The sequence below is a fragment of the Parasutterella muris genome (assembly GCF_009767915.1).
Lineage (GTDB): Bacteria > Pseudomonadota > Gammaproteobacteria > Burkholderiales > Burkholderiaceae_F > Parasutterella > Parasutterella muris.
In genome coordinates this window covers 1-20,247 of record NZ_WSRP01000007.1, presented here as the reverse complement: position 1 = coordinate 20,247, position 20,247 = coordinate 1, and the positions used below count along the sequence as shown (strand labels likewise).

The window sequence follows — 20,247 nt, the reverse complement described above, 5'->3', positions numbered from 1 at the left end:
TTTATTGTTTTTTCTTATTGCGGATTGCAGGGATATTTCTACGAGAACTATGATGCAAGTCTTACTTCGAGGTTCATCGTGGAGTCCATCTCAAACACGAATCAAAAAGAAGCATCAGACTACATTCAAACGAGTCTGCAGAATATTGTTCTTTGGACTTGCCTTGCCATTTTTGCGTACGCTGTTTATGTATACGCTTTGGTTAAATTGCTTGCTGCAAAGCCTGTCGTTTCCAAAATATTAGACGGAGTCGCGTTTCTTCTTCTGCTTCTTTTCTGCTTCTCCTTTTACCAGGATGCATGGCGCAACAGGTTTCCAATCTGCGTGTATATGGACTTGTATCACCAGTTAAGCATCCAAAAAGATTTCTGGACAAATATTGAAAAGGAAAACGAAAAGTACCTTCACACTGCAGAAAAATACATTACCCAAGCCGGAGATAAGCCGCAGACGATTGTCTTAGTAATCGGTGAAAGCATGAACCGCGAAGACATGAGTTTGTACGGCTACTCCAGAAAAACAACGCCTCGTTTAGAGGAGATTGATAAAAACGAGAGAAATTTCCTCAAAGCAAAAATCGCGTACTCCACTCGATTCAGTACGGTAGCAGCATTTAATACGATGCTTGAGTTCGATCCTGCGCCTTTGCCTGAACACGGTCATGTCCTGGCATTTTTTAAGAAAGCCGGATTTCATATTGTATGGATCAGTAATCAGGAAGATACGGCGATACATGCGGAATATCAGACTTTTTCCGATGAGAACGTCAGTTTGAACAGAAAAGGCGGCCGCTCAAGCGCTTCTATGGATGAAAAAGTGCTTCCGGAATTGGCGTCAGCACTGGAAAAAGCACATGGAAAAACACTTATCATTGTGCATTTAATCGGACTTCATCCTCATTTTTCTCTGAGATATCCACATGATCTCAAACCTAATTGGGACGAAAATGATGAAGTGAAACAAATGCTGAAAGATAACGGTCAAAGCTTGAGAAATCAACTTCTGAAAAGTCAATATGATCTGGCAATGCTGTATCAGGATAGGATCCTCGCGAAGACTTTTGAAATTACAAAAGAGCACTCAGCCGGACAGCCTGTTTCCTGGGTTTACTTATCCGACCATGGCGCAGAGACAGGCCGTCGTGATGATTTGATGGGGCATTCCTCAACAACGTTAGGCGGATATACAATACCGTTTCTCTTTTGGACAAATCGATCGGATGTGAAGCTGATCGCTGAGGATTTGGAAAAGAGGCCGTTCAGGGGCGACTGGCTTTCATATATGCTGCTCGATATCGCAGGAATACAATGTAAATTTCCGTATGCAGAAAAATCTTGGCTTAACGAGAATTACTTGTGGACTGAACCAAAGGAAATTACAGAATTAAAAAAACACGAAAAGAATCAGGAAATTTATTAATCCTCTTTCTTTAAGGAGGTTAGGTACTCTTTGAGCTCCGAACGCCAGTCCGGCATAGGAGATAAACCGTACCGTCGAAGAGCGTTCTTAGACAGACAAGAATTGTTTGGTCTGGGCGCCGGCCTCGGAAACTGCTCAGAGCTGCACGGAACAACCTTTTGCGAAATATTCGCAAGTCTAAAAATTTCTTCAGCAAATTCATATCGAGTTGCCGAACCTTCGCTCGTGACATGAATAGTTCCGTTAATATCCGGCCGCTGTAATATTTCCCGGATTTTTTCTGCAACGCTGACAGCGCTTGTGGGATTGCCGCGCTGATCGGAAACAACTTTGAGTTCAGGAACTCCTTTCCGAGAAAGTGAAAGCATGGAATCAACAAAGTTTTTTCCGCCGCGGCCGTACAGCCACGCCGTGCGAATAATAACGTGGTTGGGATTTAACGCCCGAATGAACTCCTCTCCGATAAATTTTGAACGTCCGTATACGGAATCTCCGCCGTTTGCCGCATCTTCTTCTCCATACGGTTCGGACTGTTTTCCGTCAAAGACATAATCTGTTGAGACGGAGATGAGTCTTGCTTTAACGAGATGGCTGACGGCTGCAGCGTATCCGCATCCTACGGCGTTGACGAGATATGCTTGCCTTTTATCCGTTTCACAGGCGTCGACATCGGTCATGGCGGCACAATGGATAATGACATCCGGCTTAACTTCAGAGGCGAACTTTTTAAAGTCCTCTAAGTTTGTGACATCGGGCTCGTCTCTGCCGGCTAAAACCAGTCTTTCGTTTTTTAAAGTTTGAGCAAGCGCTTGTCCAAGAAGTCCTTTGGCGCCGGTAATCAGAATTTTCATAGTGATTTAAGGGCTTCACTGAATCTCGGAGCTGCGGCATCCTTCTTGCTGAGAAGGGGAGAATCGCAAATAGGCCAGCTGATCGACAGAGTCGGGTCATTCCAGCAGATGCTGCCTTCGTCTTCGGGATGGTAAAAATCCGTGCACTTATAGATAATGTGCGCAGAAGGAGAGAGCGTTAAAAATCCATGCGCAAATCCGGGCGGAATCCACAGCTGATTGCATCGCTTCTCAGATAACCGAAAAGAACACCAGGAACCAAACGTCGGAGAATCTCTGCGAATGTCTACGACGACATCAAATACTTCGCCGGTGACCGCGTAAATCAGCTTACCTTGCGGAAACTTTTTTTGAAAATGCAGTCCTCTCAGTGTTCCTTTGACTGAAAACGAGTGATTGTCCTGAACGAATCTTTCGGGAAGCCCAAGCGAGCAATAGTGCTCCGACTGCCAGGTTTCAACAAAAAAGCCTCGTTCGTCCGAAAATACCTTCGGCCTTATTTCCAATACTCCGGAAAGGTCTGAAGCAATGACGTTCATTTCTCATCCTCAAAGCGAGGTTCGGCGTAATTCAGTTCATACCAATCTTTGTATGAACGGCTTTGAATGGTCTCAAGCCAGCCGTCATTGGCGAGATACCAGCTGATGGTGTCGTGAAGACCGGAAGCCAAGGAATGCGTCGGTTTCCAACCAAAGTCACGACGGATTTTTTCCGCATTTATCGCATAACGAAAATCATGTCCCGGACGGTCTTTAACGAAAGCAATTTGATCGCTGTAAGACTTTCCGTCTGCTCTTGGCTTGATTTCATCAAGCATACCTGTCACTGCGTACGCTATGTCCAGATTGCTTTTTTCGCAATTACCGCCGATATTGTAGGTTTCTCCGGGACGAGAACGGGTCAGAACCGTGTCAATCGCCTGACAGTGGTCTTCAACGTAGAGCCAGTCCCGAATATTGGTTCCGTTTCCATAAATCGGCAGCCGCTTACCCTGAAGCGCATTGATGACCAGCAGCGGAATGAATTTCTCCGGATACTGACGCGGCCCGTAATTATTCGAGCAGTTTGTGATTAAAGTCGGCAGACCGTATGTTTCATGGAACGAGCGAACATAAAAGTCTGCAGCAGCCTTTGAAGCGGAATAGGGGCTTCTCGGACGATATGGACTTTCTTCAGAAAAAGCCGCTTCATCACCAGAGAGCGAGCCAAATACTTCGTCCGTGGAAATGTGTAAGAAACGAAACGATTCCCGCTGTGCTTTTGACAAATTCTTCCACCAGTTTAGTGTTTCGATCAAAAGCGACGCTGTTCCGTACGCATTGGTTTTAAAAAAGGGTGTCGGATCGACTATAGAGCGGTCTACATGCGTTTCAGCGGCGAAATTGACAACTGCGTCAGGACAAAATTCCTGAAGCAGTCCGGAAACTAGAACTCGATCGCCAATATCGCCATGCGCAAAATAATAGTTTGGGGAGCAGGCGGCAGAATATAAGTTTTCAGGATTGCCGGCGTAGGAGAGAACATCAAGGTTAAGAACGGTTCTTCCAAGGCTGAGCTGCTGAAGAATAAATGCGGAACCGATAAAGCCGCAGCCGCCGGTGACAAGAATTTTCATGACAGGTTAATACGCTCCGTTTTTAGAGCTGAGAAGTACTCTGATGGTTTTAACGATAAGACTGATGTCAAGCCAAATATTCCAGTTGCGCACATACCAGGCATCAAGTCGAACACGTCTTTCGTAAGAAGTGTCGCTTCTGCCGCTGGTCTGCCATAGACCCGTCATTCCGGGACGAACCATTTTGTAGTCAGAGAAGTAGTCTCCGTACTTCGGGATTTCAGAGTCAACAATCGGTCTGGGTCCCACCAGACTCATCTGTCCGATAATGACATTAAAGAGCTGCGGCAGCTCATCCAGCGAAGTTCTGCGCAGGAATGCGCCGATTTTTGTGACGCGAGGATCATGTTTGAGCTTCTGGGTCTCAGCCCATTCTTTTGCCGCCTTAGGATTAGCGGCGAGATATTGTTTCAGCTGCTCATCCGCATTCTGAACCATCGAACGGAACTTATAGCAGTTAAAGTGCTTTCCATTCTTTCCGACACGGCGATGCGCATATATCGCAGGTCCGGGACTCGTGCAGACAATAATGAGCGCAATTGTCGCTAAGAAAGGCGAAATCACTAAAGTACCGAAAAACGCCGCTAAGAAGTCAAATACCCGTTTAAAAACCTGGTTGTACCATCTCGAGAGGTTGTTCTTTACCGAAATAACAACCATGTTCTCCGAGTAGAGTCGATGGATCTCCATGTTGGAAACCGGCATGTCTTCAGTACTGGGAACAAACGAGATGTTTTTTACGTAGGGGAAGAGGCTGTCCATTAAACTGTGCAGCCTCTGCGATTTCATGTTGGGCGCAAGTACGAGTACATTCTGGACTTTTGTTTTTCTAACGATGTCCTGGGCCTCGGCAAGAGGTCCGAGGAGCGGAAACTTTCCTTCGAGGGCTTTGCCTTTGGGACTGTCATCGATAATTCCGACAACCTTAATTCCGAAGAAAGAGTTGCTCGCCGTATAGTTTAAGAGCCTGCGTGCTGTTTGGTCCGAACCGATGAGGATGGTCGGCTCCAAAAGCAGATTCCATCGATTGCAGATAAGACGCCAAACCAAGCGGGCAAAGCAGACAAAAATGAAAACAAAAATGCCTAAGAAGGTAATAAAGAGTCGGGAAATAACCGGCGCTTTGCCGGCGAGGAATAAAACCACAATCGAAGCGATAATGGCGTAGAGCACAGAATAAAAAGTTCTGCGTACCATTTCTCCGATGGAAAGCAGCCGAATATAAGTACGTCCCCAGTGAAGGAAGACGAGAAATACCAGAGGAATAAGGACGTAAAAATCCAGATCTTCAATATCAAAGGCGTCATATTCACGATCAAGAAGCACTAAAACGCATTCACGGAATAAAACGGCAAAAGCTTCCGCCGCAATAATGGAGACATAATCCAAGTACAGCAGAAAAATCGGCTGCAGCGTAGAGCTGAACCGGTCTGAAAATGAGATCTTTACTGGCTTCATCGGTATGCTTGGTAGAGATATTGTCCTGAATTCTACTCTCAGCATCTTCGGACTGTGAATGGTACAGCAATTTGGGATCTGCTATTAATTTTAAGGACATCAATTGTCGCACAATTGCCTACAATAGAATGACTAAAATGCGTAAAACGTTTTTTTAAAGATTATGGCTTCAAAATCAAAAACCAAAACCGCCTGGGTCTGCTCAGAGTGCGGTTATGACGCTCCTAAGTGGTTCGGTCAGTGCCCGTCCTGTAAGGCCTACAACACAATGAAAGAATTTCGTATCGAGGCTGAAAGCACCAATCGATTCGCCAGAGCGGAATCGAAGTCGGCTTCTTCGACCGCGGGCAGAGGCAGAGCTTCTCTTGCGGGCACCTCTGATATCGTTGACTTGTCGGAGATTGAAGCCAAAGAGTCACCGCGGATTCTGATCGGATTCGCCGAACTCGAGCGAGCGCTCGGAGGCGGCTTTGTTCCCGGCTCAGTCGTTCTTATCGGCGGAGATCCGGGTATCGGTAAATCAACACTGCTGCTGCAGTCAATGTGCAAGATGGTCGCTCTGGGCCAAGTCTGTCTTTATGCGAGCGGCGAAGAAAGTCCGACACAGGTCGCGCTCAGAGCTCAGCGTTTGGAAGTCAGTACCAAAGGTTTGAAATTTATCAGTGAAATTCAATTGGAAAAAATTGAAGCCGTCATTGATGATGTCTCTCCGCAGTGGGTTGTTATCGATTCCATTCAGACGCTGTTTTCTGAAGAGTTGTCAGCAGCTCCGGGATCAGTCTCTCAGGTAAAGGAATGCGCGGCGAGACTGACTCGAATCGCCAAAAGAAAAGGCATCGGTGTGATTTTTGTCGGTCATGTCACTAAGGAAGGCGCAATGGCAGGTCCCCGTGTGCTTGAACATATGGTCGACACGGTACTGTATTTCGAGGGTGATCCAGAATCCAACTACCGCATCCTCAGGGCCTGTAAAAACCGCTTCGGTTCGGTCAATGAGATCGGAGTTTTCGGGATGACGGATAAAGGACTCAGAGGCGTGCGCAATCCTTCCGCTCTGTTTCTCGCTGAGCGGCGCGAAGGTGTCCCCGGCAGCGTCACATTTATTAATTTGGAAGGGACAAGGCCGATTCTGATTGAGATTCAGGCACTCGTGGATAAATCCATGCTACCTAATCCGAAACGACTGACAGTAGGGACGGACGGGCAGCGCCTGACAATGCTTCTTGCCATCCTGCACAGGCATGTGAACCTGCCGACGTATGATCAGGACGTGTTTTTAAACGCAGTCGGCGGTATAAAAATCACGGAAACCGCGAGCGATTTGGCTGTACTGACGGCCATTGTTTCTTCTATGTGCAATCGTCCTGTAAGCAGCAAAACGGCGATCTTCGGAGAGGTCGGTCTGGGCGGGGAAATCAGACCGGTCGCAAGAGGACAGGAGAGAATCCGTGAGGCAGCTAAACTCGGATTCAGCCGCCTGATTGTCCCCCTTAAAAATAAAGCCCAGGATATCCCGGGCGTGGAAATTGTCGGTGTCGACAACCTGAAGGAAGCGATGCGGATTATTTTCGGATCCACCGTCAGAAGACATGACGAAGAAGTCTATCCGGAAGAGTAGCCGCCGCTTCTTAGATGCTGTTGTCAGCCTTTAGAAATCTGATTCAGAAAACCGACCAGATCGGACTGCTGCGGCGTCATCGGACGATGGTTCGACTTATCTGCAGCGGGCTCGATAGCGATACCCGCCTGAGTATCCGCATTGGGCAGATCTTCTTTCATGATCTCGTCTAAGACGGTTTCGTGTGCGGCTTCAGGCGATTTTGCCTGAGCCTTCGCTCCGGAAAGTCCTTTGAGAAGAGAGACAATTCCGGATTCATCCGCTTTCATGGGACGATGGTTTGCACTGTTGGTCTGAACTTCGCCCGAGTTTTGCTGTGCCATAGGTGTTCCTTGTGAAGTGGTTTGCCGTGTCGGTTCATACGGATTGTTACTGTCGGAAGTGTATACCACTTGACCGTAGGGACCGTAAATGTTTTGCGCGATATTCGGAACAATATCATCGGGCGTTCTCGGCGCTCTCAGCCCGTATGCGTTCGGACGCGGGCTGGAGGGCAGTAAAAGCATAATCAGTACAACGAGGTTCAGTACCGGAATAAACTGAGCCAGAATCCATAATGCGCTGTGATTTCTGTCGTGCAGTCTGCGCATTGTGACGGCAAATGACGGTATTAAGATCGCCAGAATAAAAATCAGATAAAGCGTTCCGAAGAGAATTGAAAGCACCGGATCTTCCGGAAGCGCATCGGCCTGTCCGACTGCCGCAGGATCTGCGGGCGCGTCCACCACTCGGGAGATCAGCCAGAAGAGTATGAATATCGCGGCATTGATCAGAGTAAAACTCCAATACTCTTTTCTGGAAGCTCTGCCGCCGCCGGAAAAATATTTTTTAAAGCAGTAGCGGTACCAGGCAAAAATCATTTTTTTAGTCTCCTCTTTTGAGTTCTTTCCAATGAGTTTAGTGGAAAGCCCGCAGACTTATACGCTCCGTTCTCCAATTTGCGTCCATAAACCTCCGGAAGAAAGAAATTCATCTTTTGCTCGTACAATAGAGGCGTCTTAAACCCGTGATGTTCAATCGTCTATGCTTAATCGATTCAGGATTTGTTTGCTCTTATCGTCTCTCAGCGCGGTGCTGCTCAGCGGCTGCAGTACGCCTGAGCCTTATGTAACCTACGCCTACGAGCCTAACGCGCAGAACGCGCGAAGTGTTAAACGTCTTCAGGCCGAAGATGTCGCGGTGGCGGAAGTTCGAGTAGCTAAAGCGATGGATCTTGACTGCGCAGGAACGATTTTTCCGATCCCGGGGGAAGAAAAATATAAAAACCTCAATGATGCGTTTGCCGCTTATTGGAAAAACGCCTTTATGGCGGACCTGAAAAACGGAGGCGCTTTGAATCAGGACAAACCGAAGGTCAAAATCTACAACCTGATCGATTCAGTCAAGATTCAAGCTGAGCCGACGATGCTGGCTTGGCGAATCAATATGGAGATCTTCTCTTCAAACGGCTCCTCCATGAAAGCGGCGGTTGTCTACAACGTGCCTACGGATTCCCTTAAAAACATGCAGGACGGATGCCGCCGTTTAGCCGCAGGGCTGGATAAGGCGGTTCGCTGGTCCATCCTGGAGATTACAAGCGATCCGAGATTCCAAAATCTGGTTCAGCCGGGTCTTGATTTTGTGCCGAGCATGAAGGCGGCAAGCATCCAGAGTGTTTTCCTTGGGGAGGACGAAGAGGAGCGCTGGTCTAAAACCAACAAGATCAAGTAATCCGCTGCACAAAACAGACAAAAGGCCTGAGAAAAATTTTCCAGGCCTTAAGTTTTATGACGATAAAACGTTTTCCGGGTTTTGCCAGAGATAGAAGAACCTTGTCTTCGATTGGCTGTACCAGCGATCATTATCCAAGTACCACTTGACTGTGGCAGAAAGCCCTTCGCTCAGCGGTGTTTTAGTAAGGTGACCGAGCCTATCCAGACTCGCTTCATTCTTTGGAATTTCAGGAGCAGGCGGTGTATCCGCGGCGATCTCTTCGATGAGTGCCTGGTAGCGTCCCACCGGCGGAGGAAGGTATTTATTCAGCACTGAACAGATACAGTCGGCCGCTTCGATATTTGTGAAAGAGGGCTGAGTTCCCTCCATCTCGTAATGAACGCCGATCTGACCGCGGTCTTCAACTAAAAGACAGGCTTCCGCGACATCCTTGACGTAGACCAGATCTCCGGCCGGCTCTTCCGGATACATGACCGGAATCGTCTCGCCTTCGATCGCGCGATAGATGATGAGCGGAATCGGGCTGTCGGGCTGCTGAAAAGGCCCGAAAGCAATCGGTACAAAAAGAGATGTGACCGGCAGGCCCTCAGCGACATACTGATCAATAACCGCTTTAATGTCGTCATAGACCTTTTTCAGCTGTTTCTGAGATTTGTGGAACTCAGAAATCACGATCACAATCTTGCTGACCGGAAGAACACGGTCGGCAAAGGTTTCCCGCCAGTTTTTAAGTGTCTTTAGAAAGCATTCAAAGGGCTCGAGCGCATTGCTGCTGTCCAGCTTTTTCGGAGTAATGCAGAAAAAGATCGTATCGGGCGCGGCCATGAGCAGCGACTGACGAATCTCTTCGGAGTTTGTCACATCGCAGCGCGCAAAACTATGATTGCTTTGCTGCATGAGCTCGGCAATATTCAGCAGATTTCCTAATCCGGAAAGGTTGTCAAAATTAAAAACTTGACAGCCGTTATCTATCAACCGATAGACCAAGTTTGTACCGACAAAACCGGCACCACCAAAAACTGCGGCTCGCATAACCATTCTTTTTCTCCTGTACAGGCATTCTAGGCGCAGAGGCGATCTAAGAGTATTAGTAATTGTTATTAAGGTAGTTTTCCTAATATCTGAGCTTTCCGCCGCATTTGTCCTTTTTACGAGTCGTTAACTAAACATTTCTCATGGATGATATCAATAGATTGGACAATTATGACGACGATTGTGCAGGTTTGGCGAAAATTGCCGTGTCTAATTGTCATTCGTATGTGAGTCTAAACTAGGAAAAGCACATAATTTTGGTATATACGTTATTCAAATTTATTAGCGGTATACCGGAAATAGTTACCGATGGACTCATAAGTGATAAGTGATGTGCTAGTTTAACCGGACTTTGATGAAACGATTTGTATAAAGGAGGCTGAACAATGTTTAAATCTGTTGTTGCCGCGACGGTTATGGCAGCTGCGGCCGTCACAAGCTCTGCTGAAGAATTCAATCTGCAGCCTGAGGGCAAAGACGCGCAGATTATGCTCACAGCGACCGCTCAGCTGAGTTTTAAAAATGATCTGGCTACGATACGCCTTTATGCGCAGGCCGAAGAGCATGATCTGGCGGATGCGCAAAGCAAGGTTAACGCGGCTATGGCAAAGGCTCAGGGGACAATCCGAGAGTTTTCTTCAATGGTACGTATTGAAAACGACGGCTACTACACCCAGGCGGTTTACACCGAACCGAAAAAAGGAGAGGCGCCCCAAATCGCAGGTTGGAGAGCCAGACAGTCGATTCGCGTGGTGACTGAAGATGTAGACGGAGTAGGTTCTCTCGTGCAGTTAGCGCAGCAGTCCGGCCTTGCTTTAGACGGTGTCTCGTACTCTATGAGCGACGAAGCAAAATCGTCCGCCCGGGATCATCTCTCAAAGGCGGCCGTGCAGGCCCTGAATCAGCAGACCGAATCCGTGGCGCTTGCGATGAAGCTTGCGCCTCAGTCACTGAAATTCAAAAAACTTGAATTTACAGACGGAGGATTCCCCGAAGGCGTGATGGCTAGAGGCGTTTATATGAGCGCGGCAGCGAACGCAAAAGTCGCGGCTCCGGCATTTGAAGCAGGTTCAACCAAGCTTTCCATGTCGGTTGCAGCGACCCTGACCGTGGACTCCCCATTAACGCCTTAATGCGTTCTCATTAATCGTAAACATTTACAGAAGCTTTTTTTGGCTAAAATAGCCACTTGAGTCGGCACGCTCAGCATGTTGCGTGAGCAGTGCTGCCTGAACCAGTAAAGGAGAAAGGCTTGAAATTAAATTCTTCATATCCCATCTTGGCTAAAGAAGGTTGGGGCATTATCGGAGCAGCCATATTCATTGCGCTGTTAGTTTGGTGGCTCATCGGAGGCTTTATCTCCTTTATCTTTTGGGTCATCCTGATTTTTGTTATTCAGTTCTTCCGCGATCCTCCGCGAGAGATCAGCCAGACGCCGCACAGCGTGCTTGCGGGCGCCGACGGCCGCATCTGCAAGATTCAAAAGGTCGAGAATCCTTACACAGGCAAGGAAGAAGTCCTGATTTCGACTTTTATGAATGTCTTTAATATTCACTCCAACCGCAGCCCGATCGGCGGAAAGGTTGAAGCGATCTACTACAAGCCCGGCAAATTCCTCAACGCCGATCTTGACAAGGCCAGCAGCGAAAACGAACGTAATGCGATTGTGATCCAGTCTGACGAAGGCCCTGTAATCACATGCGTGCAGATCGCCGGGCTGATCGCCCGACGCATCGTCTGCCATCTGCATATCGGTCAGGAAGTGACAAGAGGCGAACGCTTCGGTTTTATCCGCTTCGGTTCTCGTGTGGATATTTATGTTCCGACAGACGCGGAAGTTTTGGTTTTTGTCGGTCAGAAAGTTCGTGCCGCTGATACCGTTCTTGCGCTTTTGAACCCTCAGAAGCCGGAGTCTTCGGAAGAAGCTCCCGAGTTGAATGCTCCTGCCGCCGCAGAAGCTGAAGTTCAGACTGCTGAACAGATGACACCGACTGCAGAGCCGGAAGTCAAATAACCGGAGACGCTCCAATGGCAATTCAAAATAAAAACAGACCGGCGCTCAGAAGAAACTTCAAACCGCGTCCTCGCGTAACGCCGCAGGCTCTTGTGAAAGAGAGAATTAACACGGTTCGTAAAAAAGGCATTTATTTACTGCCGAATCTTTTTACGCTCTCAAGTCTTTTCTCCGGTTTCTATGCGGTTGTGGTCGCTATGGCGGGCGACTTCGAGAAGGCAGCGATCGCGATTTTCGTCTCCATGATTCTGGACGGCTGCGACGGCCGTGTCGCGCGTCTCACACATACTCAGAGTTCATTTGGCGAGCAGTTTGACTCGCTCGCCGATATGTGCGCGTTCGGTATGGCGCCTGCGATGGTGGTTTATCAGTGGGCGCTTCACGATCTCGGACGACTCGGCTGGGCCGCGGCGTTTGTGTACTGCGCGGGCGCAGCGCTTCGTCTTGCGCGCTTTAACACGAACATCGGCGTAGTGGATAAGAGCTTCTTCCAGGGACTGCCTTCTCCGGCGGCCGCTGCGTTGGTCGCAGGTTTTGTCTGGCTCGCTGTGGATCAGAGAATGCCGGTGAACAGTGACTGGCTGCCTTGGCTTGCCATGATTATTACGGTTTATGCAGGTCTTACCATGGTCTGCAATGCGCCATTCTATTCCGGCAAGAGCTTCCATTACGGCAAAAGCGTGCCTTTCTGGGTTCTGATCGCCGCCGTGATTCTGCTCTTTATCCTGTCGACGGATCCGGCCTTGATGGTCTTTATCCTCTTCTGCCTGTACGCGCTTTCCGGTTTTGTTTATCAGTTCTATCTCTGGTACACCGGACAGCCCAACCCGGTCATTCCTCAGCGTTCCGATATTGATTTTGACGAACCAGAGGATGAGCAGCACTAAGCTGTAGATCCGCATAATTCCGCCCGGCATTGTCCGGGCTTTTTTCTTGTTTTCTGCGGTAAAACAATGGCAAAAAACTTGGTGCGAAAGTCTTTGACCTCTATACTTAATAGGTTACGGGCCAAAACCTAAAGAGAAATAAAAATGAACAAAGTACGCGATAAACTCATTATTTTTGATACTACTCTGCGCGACGGAGAACAGAGTCCCGGAGCGGGCATGAGCGCTTCGGACAAACTGAGAATCGCCAAAAAACTGGAATTTTTGGGAGTGGATGTCATTGAGGCCGGTTTCGCGGCCGCTTCACCGGGAGATTTCGAAGCGGTCTGCGCGATTGCGAAATCGATTCGCAATTCCACGGTCTGCTCGCTCGCGCGAGCAAAAGTCGAAGACGTCCGCAAAGCGGGCGAGGCGATTGCCGCAGCTCCGAGAAGACGTATCCATACGTTTATTGCGACTTCTACGCTGCATATGGAGAAGAAACTCCAGATGACGCCTGAGCAGGTTATCGCGCGTGCGGTTGAAGCGATTCGTGTCGCAAAAGAATATACGGACGATATTGAGTTTTCCTGTGAAGATGCTTCGAGATCAGCGCCGGAATTCCTGTATCGCATCATTGAAGCTGCGATCCGCGAAGGCGCGACCACGATCAATATTCCGGACACGGTCGGCTATGCGCTTCCGTCTCAGTTCGGACATTTCATTAAAGATCTGCGCGAGCATGTTTATAACGCGGATCAGGCCGTCTGGTCGGTGCACTGTCATAATGACCTAGGGCTTGCGCTTGCCAATTCGCTCTCCGGTGTCATCCACGGCGGAGCCCGTCAGGTGGAATGCTCGATTAACGGTTTGGGAGAAAGAGCCGGCAACTGCGCGCTGGAAGAGCTCGTTATGGCGGTCAAGACCCGCAACGACTACTTTAACCTCGGCGTGGACATTAATACCCAGCAGTTAGTCCCGGCTTCCAAACTGGTTTCTTCCATTACCGGCTTCCCGATTCAGCCTAATAAAGCGATTGTGGGCGCCAACGCCTTTGCTCATGCCTCCGGTATCCATCAGGACGGCGTATTAAAGAGCAAAGAAACTTATGAAATCATGACTCCGGAGTCTGTCGGCTGGAAGAGCAACCGTATGGTGCTGGGAAAACTCTCTGGGCGTTCTGCTTTCCGTCAGCGAGTTCGAGAACTAGCGATTCCGACCAAGAGTGAAACAGAGATTGATGAAGCGTTCGCACGCTTTAAAGATCTGGCAGACCGCAAGTCTGAAATTTTTGATGAAGACATTCAGTCGCTCTTTGATACACGCAATGTAGTGCAGCAGGCGATTCATTTTGTTTCACTGAAACAGTCGAGTGAGACAGGACAGCGTCCTCAGGCGGAAGTTGTTTACATGGACCACGGCGAAGAGCGGGTCGGAAGAGCAGACGGCAACGGTCCGGTTGATGCGACTTTCAGAGCAATTGAAAGCTGCGCCAAGAGCGGGGCAGAGCTGCTTCTTTTCTCGATCAACGCGCTGACGAGCGGAGCGGAGTCTCAGGGCGAAGTTACTGTCAGACTGACTTTAGGCGGACGAGTTGTGAACGGCAACGGTTCAGACCCAGATATTCTTGCCGCGAGTGCTAAAGCTTACCTTGACGCGCTGAATAAGCTCACGAATCAGGCGGAGAGAACCAATCCGCAGTTCGGCCAGGAACCGACTCCTTAATTTTCTTTTTGTTTCGGACGGGCGTATTAACGCCCGTTCTCACTTTTAGGTCTGCTGCGGCTGAGTATGGAAAAGTTTCGGATATTGATTAGAGTCTGATTAGTCTTAATTCAGCCCGTAATGGTTCTATACGGAAGAGGACCTCGAAACCGGCTGAATGCTTTGAATTTAGGATTAAAACAGAGTTTTATTACCTCCTAGATGAATTGGCGGCACGCACCAAATGATTGTCTAAAGTAAATAAAGGTAAGATTTTTATTTGTTTTTAATGGGCAGATCGGGATTTTCCTATATAATTCATGTTCGTTTTTAAACACGTCCCGATGTATTTCCAGCGGGATCGCACGTAACGCCTAAAAGGCAAAGGAAATTTTAAAATGGCACAGTCTACTGCACAGAAAGCTGAAATCATTGCGAAGTACGCCCAGTCTCAGGGTGACACCGGTTCCTCTCAGGTTCAGGTTGCTCTCCTGACAGCTCGTATCAACGAACTCACTGAGCACTTCAAAGCCAACCCGAAAGATCATCACAGCCGTCGCGGCCTTCTGAAGATGGTCTCTCGCCGTCGTAAACTTCTTGATTATCTCAAGAGAACAAACCTCGACGGTTATAAAGCTCTGATCGAATCTCTCGGTCTGCGCAAGTAATTTTGTCGGTAGGATGATTTTGGCAGCGGTCTTCGGCGTCATAGCCGTGGACCGCTGTGTTTGTTTGTATTGCTGAATTATTGTTTGCCTCGGGCGCGTTGCTGTATGTACGTAAGGCGGCTTAGCCGCCGAGTCGTAGATACCGCAATGTGCCGGGGAATAAAAAAGGAAAAATCGTCATGACGATGTTTAACAAAGTAGTTAAATCTTTTCAGTACGGCGACCATAAGGTTCGCCTTGAAACCGGTGAAATCGCTCGTCAGGCCACAGGCGCAGTTCTCTGCGACATGGATGACACCGTGGTGCTTGCAACCGTAGTTGCAAAAAAAGAAATCAAACCTGGACAGGATTTCTTCCCTCTGACAGTCGATTACATTGAAAAAACCTATGCTGCGGGAAAAATCCCCGGCGGCTTCTTTAAACGTGAAGGCCGTCCGAGCGAAAAAGAAACTCTGACTTCCCGTCTGATCGACCGTCCGATTCGTCCGCTTTTCCCGGAAGGATTCTTTAACGAAGTTCAGATCATTATTCATGTTCTTTCCGTGAACTCTGAAGTTGATCCGGATATTCCTTCCATGATCGCTGCATCTGCGGCACTTGCTGTTTCCGGCGTCCCCTTCAACGGACCGATCGCGGCCGCGCGCGTCGGTTATATCAATAATGAGTATGTTCTCTGCCCGAATCTTTCTCAGATGAAGGACTCCAAGCTGGACTTGGTTGTCGCGGGTACTGAAAGAGCCGTTCTGATGGTGGAATCCGAAGCGGATCAGCTCTCTGAAGAAGTCATGCTCGGCGCCGTTATGTTTGGTCACGAGAAGATGCAGGTCGTTATCGACGCGATTGACGAACTGGTGGAAGAAGGCGGCAAACCGCTGTGGGATTGGCAGCCTGCTCCGAGAGATCCGAAACTCGTCGCCCTCATTACCGAAATCGTCGGCAACCGCATTCATGAAGCGTTTGAACACAGAAGCAAGCAGGATAGAAACGAATGCCTGCGTGCGGTATATGAAGATGTTAACGCGAAGGTTGATGCGGCTGTTGAAGCCGGCGAGCTTGGCGAAATCGGAGAAAACGAAGTCAACAACATCCTCTTTGAGATGGAAGCTCAGCACGTCCGCGGTAAGATCCTTAACGGTGAACCTCGTATTGATGGCCGTGATACCCGCACTGTACGTCCGATTGAAATTCGTACCGGAGTTCTTCCGCGCGCTCATGGTTCTGCGCTCTTTACCCGCGGTGAAACCCAGGCGCTTGTTGTCACTACGCTCGGTACAAAGCAGGACGAACAGGTTGTTGACAGTCTGACCGGCGAACAGCGTGAACGCTTCATGCTTCACTACAACATGCCTCCGTTTGCTACCGGTGAAACCGGCCGCGTCGGTTCTCCGAAGCGCCGTGAAATCGGCCACGGACGTCTTGCAAAACGAGCTCTTCTTGCCGTTCTTCCTAAGGAAGAAGATTTCCAGTACACCATGCGTGTTGTTAGCGAAATCTGCGAATCCAACGGTTCTTCTTCTATGGCCAGCGTCTGCGGCGGCTGCCTCTCTCTGATGGACGCCGGTGTTCCGCTGAGCGATTTCGTTGCCGGCGTCGCAATGGGTCTTATTAAGGAAGGCAATAAGTTTGCAGTTCTGACCGATATTCTTGGTGATGAAGACCACCTTGGCGATATGGACTTTAAGGTTGCCGGTACGGATCACGGCGTGACCGCTCTGCAGATGGATATCAAGATTGAAGGTATCAACAAAGAAATTATGCAGGTCGCTTTGGCTCAGGCTAAAGAAGGCCGTATGCATATTCTTTCTAAGATGCATGAAGCGCTCTCCGCTCCGAAGACAGAGCTTTCTCCATACGCTCCTCGTCTGATCAGCTTCAAGATCAACCCCGAGAAGATTCGTGACGTGATCGGTAAGGGCGGTGCCGTTATCCGCGCGCTGACCGAAGAAACTGGAACAACAATCAACATTGAAGACGACGGTTCTGTGACCATTGCTTCTGTTGATCAGGCTGCCGGCCAGGAAGCCCGCCGCAGAATCGAAGAGATTACTGCTGAAGTTGAAGTTGGTAAGGTTTATGAAGGCACAGTTCAGAAACTTCTCGATTTCGGCGCCATTGTTCAGGTACTGCCAGGAAGAGACGGACTGCTTCATATCAGCCAGATCGCCCATGAGCGTGTCAACCAGGTTGGCGATTATCTGAAGGAAGGTCAGGTTGTCCGCGTTAAGGTACTGGAAATGGATGAAAAAGGCCGTATCCGTCTTTCCATGAAGGCTTTGCTTGAAAAGCCCGTCAAGGAAGAAAAAGCGGAACAGCAGGAAAATGAAAGTCCTGACGTTATCAAAGGCTAATTGATCCTTTAAAAGATAATCCCGGTGGAACGAACATTTCATCGGGATTTTTATAATTCAACACTTACCAAAAATTAAATCATTTGCGCTATATTTGCAGATATTGCAATCTTAAAGTAAATCAATCGTGTCGTCCGGTGATAAGTTTACTGAGCTGAGCGGAACGAGCAGATGAAAGAAAAGATATGAAAAGTTTAGAAACTCTTCTCAAACAAACTGTTTTTTCGGATGAAGAGATTGTTTATCTTTTAGGCCTGAAAGACGAACAGGACTGCCGAGCGCTTCAGAAAGCCGCATACGATCGGACAACTGAACTGATGGGCAGCAACGTCTATTACCGCGGCCTGATAGAAGTATCAAATGTCTGCACTTCGGATTGCCGCTATTGCGGTATTCGCAAAGACAATCATTCGGTTCCTCGTTTTGAAATGACAAAGGAGGAGATTGTCGGCTGCGCCAAATTTGCGGCTGATCACGGCTACGGCAGCATCTGTCTTCAGGCGGGAGAGAGAAACGATCCTAAATTTATTGAATTTATTGCGGATGCACTTCGCGCGATACATGCTGAAACGATAAGCGAGCAGCTGCCGAACGGCGTTGGTATAACGCTTTCTCTTGGAGATCAGACGAAGGAAGTTTACGAATACTGGGCCGATTGCAGCGGCAATAGAGATAATCTGCGCTATTTGGCCCGCTTTGAAACTTCAAATCATGAACTTTTTAATTTTCTTCATCACACGCCAAAGAAGAAGAACAAGCATCTTGAGCATCGCCTGCAGTGTCTGCAGTGGCTGAGAGAATGCGGCTATCAGGTTGGCACAGGCGTTATGATCGGGATTCCGGGTCAGACGCTGCATGATCTTTGTGCGGACATTCGTCTTTTTCAAAAAATTGACGCCGACATGATCGGTATGGGTCCGTACCTGATGAGTGAAGGGGCGGATCTGAAAGAGATCGGACAGATGGAGGCTAAGCAATTAATTCGTCTGACACTGAACATGATTGCAGTCACTCGGCTGGTTCTCGGCAATATCAACATTGCCGCGGCCACTGCGCTTCAGGTTCTTGATCCGGAAGGGCGAGAGAAGGGGATTGAACACGGGGCCAATGTCATTATGCCGAATTTGACGCCGCTTTGTTATCGAGGTGATTACCAGCTTTACGATAAGAAGCCGAATCTTACGGACGATCCTTCATTTTTTGCAGCCGGCCTGCAGCAGAGAATTGAATCTCGCGGCAGAACTGTCGGATTCAATCAGAGCGGTTCTTCCCGTAAATGGCTTATGCGCAAGGAAGCCGGGCTTCAGCAAAGTGCTGTAAAACAAATTCCGATTAAAGCGGTTTAGTTTTTTCCTCGAGTCAACTAAAATAGTCCGATTATTAATCAGTTCGGAGTTCCCGGATGCGCAGAAATTTGGTTGTAGCGAATTGGAAAATGAACGGTTCCCTTGAAGCGAATCGTAAATGGGTGCAGGAATTTTCAGCTTTTTCTCCGTTAGACACGGAGTTGGTTGTGTGTTCTCCCTTTGTTTATCTCAATGAACTTCAGCAGAGTTTCCTGACTTCGGCGCTTATGATCAACACGGGTGCTCAGGACTGTTCTGCGCACGAGAACGGCGCGTTTACCGGTGAAGTCAGCGCCGCGATGCTGAGAGATATCGGATGTCCCTGGGTTATTGTCGGTCATTCCGAGCGTCGTCACGGTCTTGGAGAAACCAATGAGATCGTTGCGGCCAAGGCAAAGATGGCCGTTCAGTATGGACTGCGTCCGATTGTCTGTGTTGGCGAAACACTGGAAGAAAGAGAGGCCGGAAGAACTTCTGACGTTGTTTTGTCTCAGCTTAACGCGGTTCTGGACGCGATCGGCGCTGAAGCTTTAGCCTCGGGTGCGCTCGCTTATGAACCTGTTTGGGCGATTGGTACTGGTAAAACCGCGACGCCTCAGCAAGCTGAAGTTGTGCACGCTGCGCTCAGGGATAGTGTAGAATCGCGTGATCCGCGTGCCGCGGAAGCGCTGCGTATTTTATACGGCGGTTCCGTAAAGCCTTCGAACGCGAAAGAACTGTTCGCGTGCAATGATATTGACGGAGGCTTAATTGGCGGGGCTTCGCTGAAAGCCAATGAATTTTACGAAATAGCTCAGGCCGCTTGCGGTTCTGACATGATTTAAACGGAAACTTATTATGCAATTATTGATTACGATCGCTGTAGTGCTGCAGGTAATGTCTGCTTTAGCGATTATCGTGCTGGTTCTTCTTCAGCATGGTAAAGGTGCCGACATGGGTGCGGCGTTTGGCGGCGGCGCTTCCGGTTCTTTATTCGGTGCGACCGGCAGTGCAAACTTTTTATCTCGCTCGACTGCGATTGCCTCGACAATTTTCTTCTGCGCGACACTGGCTTTAACTTTCGGCGGTCAGACTGTCCGCAAAGCGCCTGCAGCCGGCGGTGTTCTGAGCACAGTGGTTGAACAGAAAGCTCCTGTTACAACTCCGGCAACGGAAAAGAGCAGTGAACCCACTAATGCTCCTGCAAAAAATCTAATTCCGCAGTAGAATATCTATCTTTCGGAGCTGATGGAGATCAGATTCGATAAATAAAGCCTTCGTGGTGAAATTGGTAGACACGCCATCTTGAGGGGGTGGTGACGAAAGTCGTATGAGTTCGAGTCTCATCGAAGGCACCAAAATTCTAAAAGTCCGTAAATTTAGTTTTACGGGCTTTTTATTTTTTTCATCGAAACATCACGAAGGACTGAAATATTGCAGAATCTAGAGCCTCTAGCAGAGGCTCAGCTTTTAATCTGAAGGCATCTTCTTTAGAAGTCTGTCTCTTCTTCGTCGTCTTCGTAGACCTGCGCCTTTTCAGGCTCTGCATCAGGAACCGGAACCCCGAGGGCTTCAAATAACATCCGTCTTTTCCCTGCGATTTCACCGAAGTAGTA

At 48.7% G+C, this 20,247-nt stretch carries 18 protein-coding genes and 1 tRNA gene; 13 read left to right on the top strand and 6 right to left on the bottom strand.

All coding sequences use genetic code 11. The features are described from left to right. The first annotated feature begins 78 nt into the window (after positions 1–78). Positions 79–1,419: a phosphoethanolamine transferase gene (locus E5987_RS03215; RefSeq protein ID WP_160334650.1), complete on the top strand. Its 1,341-nt coding sequence runs from the start codon at positions 79–81 to the stop codon at positions 1,417–1,419. Here the strand turns inward: E5987_RS03215 and rfbD are convergent. The 4 genes from rfbD to wbaP are packed head-to-tail and all read right to left on the bottom strand — an operon-like array spanning position 1,416 to position 5,343. Next, complete coding sequence (rfbD, locus tag E5987_RS03210; protein ID WP_160334649.1) at positions 1,416–2,270, bottom strand: dTDP-4-dehydrorhamnose reductase; 855 nt, start codon at positions 2,268–2,270, stop codon at positions 1,416–1,418. The genes E5987_RS03215 and rfbD overlap by 4 nt on opposite strands. Further along, on the bottom strand, positions 2,267–2,809 hold the full coding sequence (rfbC, locus tag E5987_RS03205; protein ID WP_160334648.1) for a dTDP-4-dehydrorhamnose 3,5-epimerase: 543 nt from the start codon (positions 2,807–2,809) through the stop codon (positions 2,267–2,269). Before rfbC ends, rfbD begins: the two co-directional genes overlap by 4 nt. Further along, positions 2,806–3,885: a dTDP-glucose 4,6-dehydratase gene (gene rfbB, locus E5987_RS03200; RefSeq protein ID WP_160334647.1), complete on the bottom strand. Its 1,080-nt coding sequence runs from the start codon at positions 3,883–3,885 to the stop codon at positions 2,806–2,808. Before rfbB ends, rfbC begins: the two co-directional genes overlap by 4 nt. 6 nt (positions 3,886–3,891) lie before the next feature. Beyond that, complete coding sequence (wbaP, locus tag E5987_RS03195) at positions 3,892–5,343, bottom strand: undecaprenyl-phosphate galactose phosphotransferase WbaP (protein ID WP_160334646.1); 1,452 nt, start codon at positions 5,341–5,343, stop codon at positions 3,892–3,894. Positions 5,344–5,506: 163 nt separating this feature from the next. Between wbaP and radA the strand changes: the two genes are divergently transcribed. Next, on the top strand, positions 5,507–6,961 hold the full coding sequence (gene radA / locus E5987_RS03190; RefSeq protein ID WP_160334645.1) for a DNA repair protein RadA: 1,455 nt from the start codon (positions 5,507–5,509) through the stop codon (positions 6,959–6,961). Between the two features lie 23 nt (positions 6,962–6,984). Here the strand turns inward: radA and E5987_RS03185 are convergent, their stop codons facing one another. Beyond that, positions 6,985–7,821 carry a DUF805 domain-containing protein gene (locus E5987_RS03185; RefSeq protein WP_160334644.1) on the bottom strand — a complete coding sequence of 279 codons (837 nt, stop codon included), beginning with the start codon at positions 7,819–7,821 and terminating at the stop codon, positions 6,985–6,987. Positions 7,822–8,008: 187 nt separating this feature from the next. On the opposite strand from E5987_RS03185, the gene E5987_RS03180 reads away from it, so the two are divergent. Next, complete coding sequence (locus E5987_RS03180; RefSeq protein ID WP_160334643.1) at positions 8,009–8,671, top strand: hypothetical protein; 663 nt, start codon at positions 8,009–8,011, stop codon at positions 8,669–8,671. A 54-nt stretch (positions 8,672–8,725) separates the two neighbouring features. Here the strand turns inward: E5987_RS03180 and E5987_RS03175 are convergent, their stop codons facing one another. Beyond that, on the bottom strand, positions 8,726–9,712 hold the full coding sequence (locus tag E5987_RS03175) for an NAD-dependent epimerase/dehydratase family protein (RefSeq protein WP_160334642.1): 987 nt from the start codon (positions 9,710–9,712) through the stop codon (positions 8,726–8,728). A 380-nt stretch (positions 9,713–10,092) separates the two neighbouring features. On the opposite strand from E5987_RS03175, the gene E5987_RS03170 reads away from it, so the two are divergent. From E5987_RS03170 to E5987_RS03125, 10 genes are all read left to right on the top strand, one after another. After that, positions 10,093–10,839 (top strand): SIMPL domain-containing protein, encoded by a 747-nt coding sequence (locus tag E5987_RS03170; protein WP_160334641.1) that lies wholly within the window; start codon positions 10,093–10,095, stop codon positions 10,837–10,839. A gap of 119 nt (positions 10,840–10,958) precedes the next feature. After that, positions 10,959–11,720: a phosphatidylserine decarboxylase gene (locus tag E5987_RS03165; RefSeq protein ID WP_289163812.1), complete on the top strand. Its 762-nt coding sequence runs from the start codon at positions 10,959–10,961 to the stop codon at positions 11,718–11,720. A 14-nt stretch (positions 11,721–11,734) separates the two neighbouring features. Further along, positions 11,735–12,607, top strand: a complete 873-nt coding sequence (gene pssA / locus E5987_RS03160) for a CDP-diacylglycerol--serine O-phosphatidyltransferase (RefSeq protein ID WP_160334640.1) — start codon at positions 11,735–11,737, stop codon at positions 12,605–12,607. Between the two features lie 144 nt (positions 12,608–12,751). Continuing rightward, positions 12,752–14,311, top strand: coding sequence for a 2-isopropylmalate synthase (locus E5987_RS03155; protein WP_160334639.1), 1,560 nt, complete (start codon positions 12,752–12,754; stop codon positions 14,309–14,311). 377 nt (positions 14,312–14,688) lie between these two features. Then, positions 14,689–14,958: a 30S ribosomal protein S15 gene (gene rpsO / locus E5987_RS03150; protein ID WP_160334638.1), complete on the top strand. Its 270-nt coding sequence runs from the start codon at positions 14,689–14,691 to the stop codon at positions 14,956–14,958. A gap of 179 nt (positions 14,959–15,137) precedes the next feature. Continuing rightward, positions 15,138–17,306, top strand: a complete 2,169-nt coding sequence (gene pnp / locus E5987_RS03145) for a polyribonucleotide nucleotidyltransferase (RefSeq protein ID WP_160334637.1) — start codon at positions 15,138–15,140, stop codon at positions 17,304–17,306. A 185-nt stretch (positions 17,307–17,491) separates the two neighbouring features. Beyond that, positions 17,492–18,652: a [FeFe] hydrogenase H-cluster radical SAM maturase HydE gene (hydE, locus tag E5987_RS03140; RefSeq protein ID WP_160334636.1), complete on the top strand. Its 1,161-nt coding sequence runs from the start codon at positions 17,492–17,494 to the stop codon at positions 18,650–18,652. Between the two features lie 56 nt (positions 18,653–18,708). After that, positions 18,709–19,476, top strand: a complete 768-nt coding sequence (gene tpiA / locus E5987_RS03135; RefSeq protein ID WP_160334635.1) for a triose-phosphate isomerase — start codon at positions 18,709–18,711, stop codon at positions 19,474–19,476. A 13-nt stretch (positions 19,477–19,489) separates the two neighbouring features. After that, entirely contained in the window at positions 19,490–19,858 is a 369-nt protein-coding gene (gene secG, locus E5987_RS03130) for a preprotein translocase subunit SecG (RefSeq protein ID WP_160334634.1), read from the top strand. Positions 19,859–19,904: 46 nt separating this feature from the next. Continuing rightward, a tRNA-Leu gene (locus E5987_RS03125) sits at positions 19,905–19,989 on the top strand. Positions 19,990–20,247: the final 258 nt, after the last annotated feature.

Excerpts from the sequence above, each read along its gene's own strand:
- rfbD (WP_160334649.1), bottom strand. The coding sequence starts at position 2,270 with ATGAAAATTCTGATTACCGGCGCCAAAGGACTTCTTGGACAAGCGCTT.
- rfbC (WP_160334648.1), bottom strand. The coding sequence starts at position 2,809 with ATGAACGTCATTGCTTCAGACCTTTCCGGAGTATTGGAAATAAGGCCG.
- rfbB (WP_160334647.1), bottom strand. The coding sequence starts at position 3,885 with ATGAAAATTCTTGTCACCGGCGGCTGCGGCTTTATCGGTTCCGCATTT.
- wbaP (WP_160334646.1), bottom strand. The coding sequence starts at position 5,343 with ATGAAGCCAGTAAAGATCTCATTTTCAGACCGGTTCAGCTCTACGCTG.
- radA (WP_160334645.1), top strand. The coding sequence starts at position 5,507 with ATGGCTTCAAAATCAAAAACCAAAACCGCCTGGGTCTGCTCAGAGTGC.
- E5987_RS03185 (WP_160334644.1), bottom strand. The coding sequence starts at position 7,821 with ATGATTTTTGCCTGGTACCGCTACTGCTTTAAAAAATATTTTTCCGGC.
- E5987_RS03175 (WP_160334642.1), bottom strand. The coding sequence starts at position 9,712 with ATGGTTATGCGAGCCGCAGTTTTTGGTGGTGCCGGTTTTGTCGGTACA.
- E5987_RS03170 (WP_160334641.1), top strand. The coding sequence starts at position 10,093 with ATGTTTAAATCTGTTGTTGCCGCGACGGTTATGGCAGCTGCGGCCGTC.
- pssA (WP_160334640.1), top strand. The coding sequence starts at position 11,735 with ATGGCAATTCAAAATAAAAACAGACCGGCGCTCAGAAGAAACTTCAAA.
- E5987_RS03155 (WP_160334639.1), top strand. The coding sequence starts at position 12,752 with ATGAACAAAGTACGCGATAAACTCATTATTTTTGATACTACTCTGCGC.
- rpsO (WP_160334638.1), top strand. The coding sequence starts at position 14,689 with ATGGCACAGTCTACTGCACAGAAAGCTGAAATCATTGCGAAGTACGCC.
- pnp (WP_160334637.1), top strand. The coding sequence starts at position 15,138 with ATGACGATGTTTAACAAAGTAGTTAAATCTTTTCAGTACGGCGACCAT.
- hydE (WP_160334636.1), top strand. The coding sequence starts at position 17,492 with ATGAAAAGTTTAGAAACTCTTCTCAAACAAACTGTTTTTTCGGATGAA.
- tpiA (WP_160334635.1), top strand. The coding sequence starts at position 18,709 with ATGCGCAGAAATTTGGTTGTAGCGAATTGGAAAATGAACGGTTCCCTT.
- secG (WP_160334634.1), top strand. The coding sequence starts at position 19,490 with ATGCAATTATTGATTACGATCGCTGTAGTGCTGCAGGTAATGTCTGCT.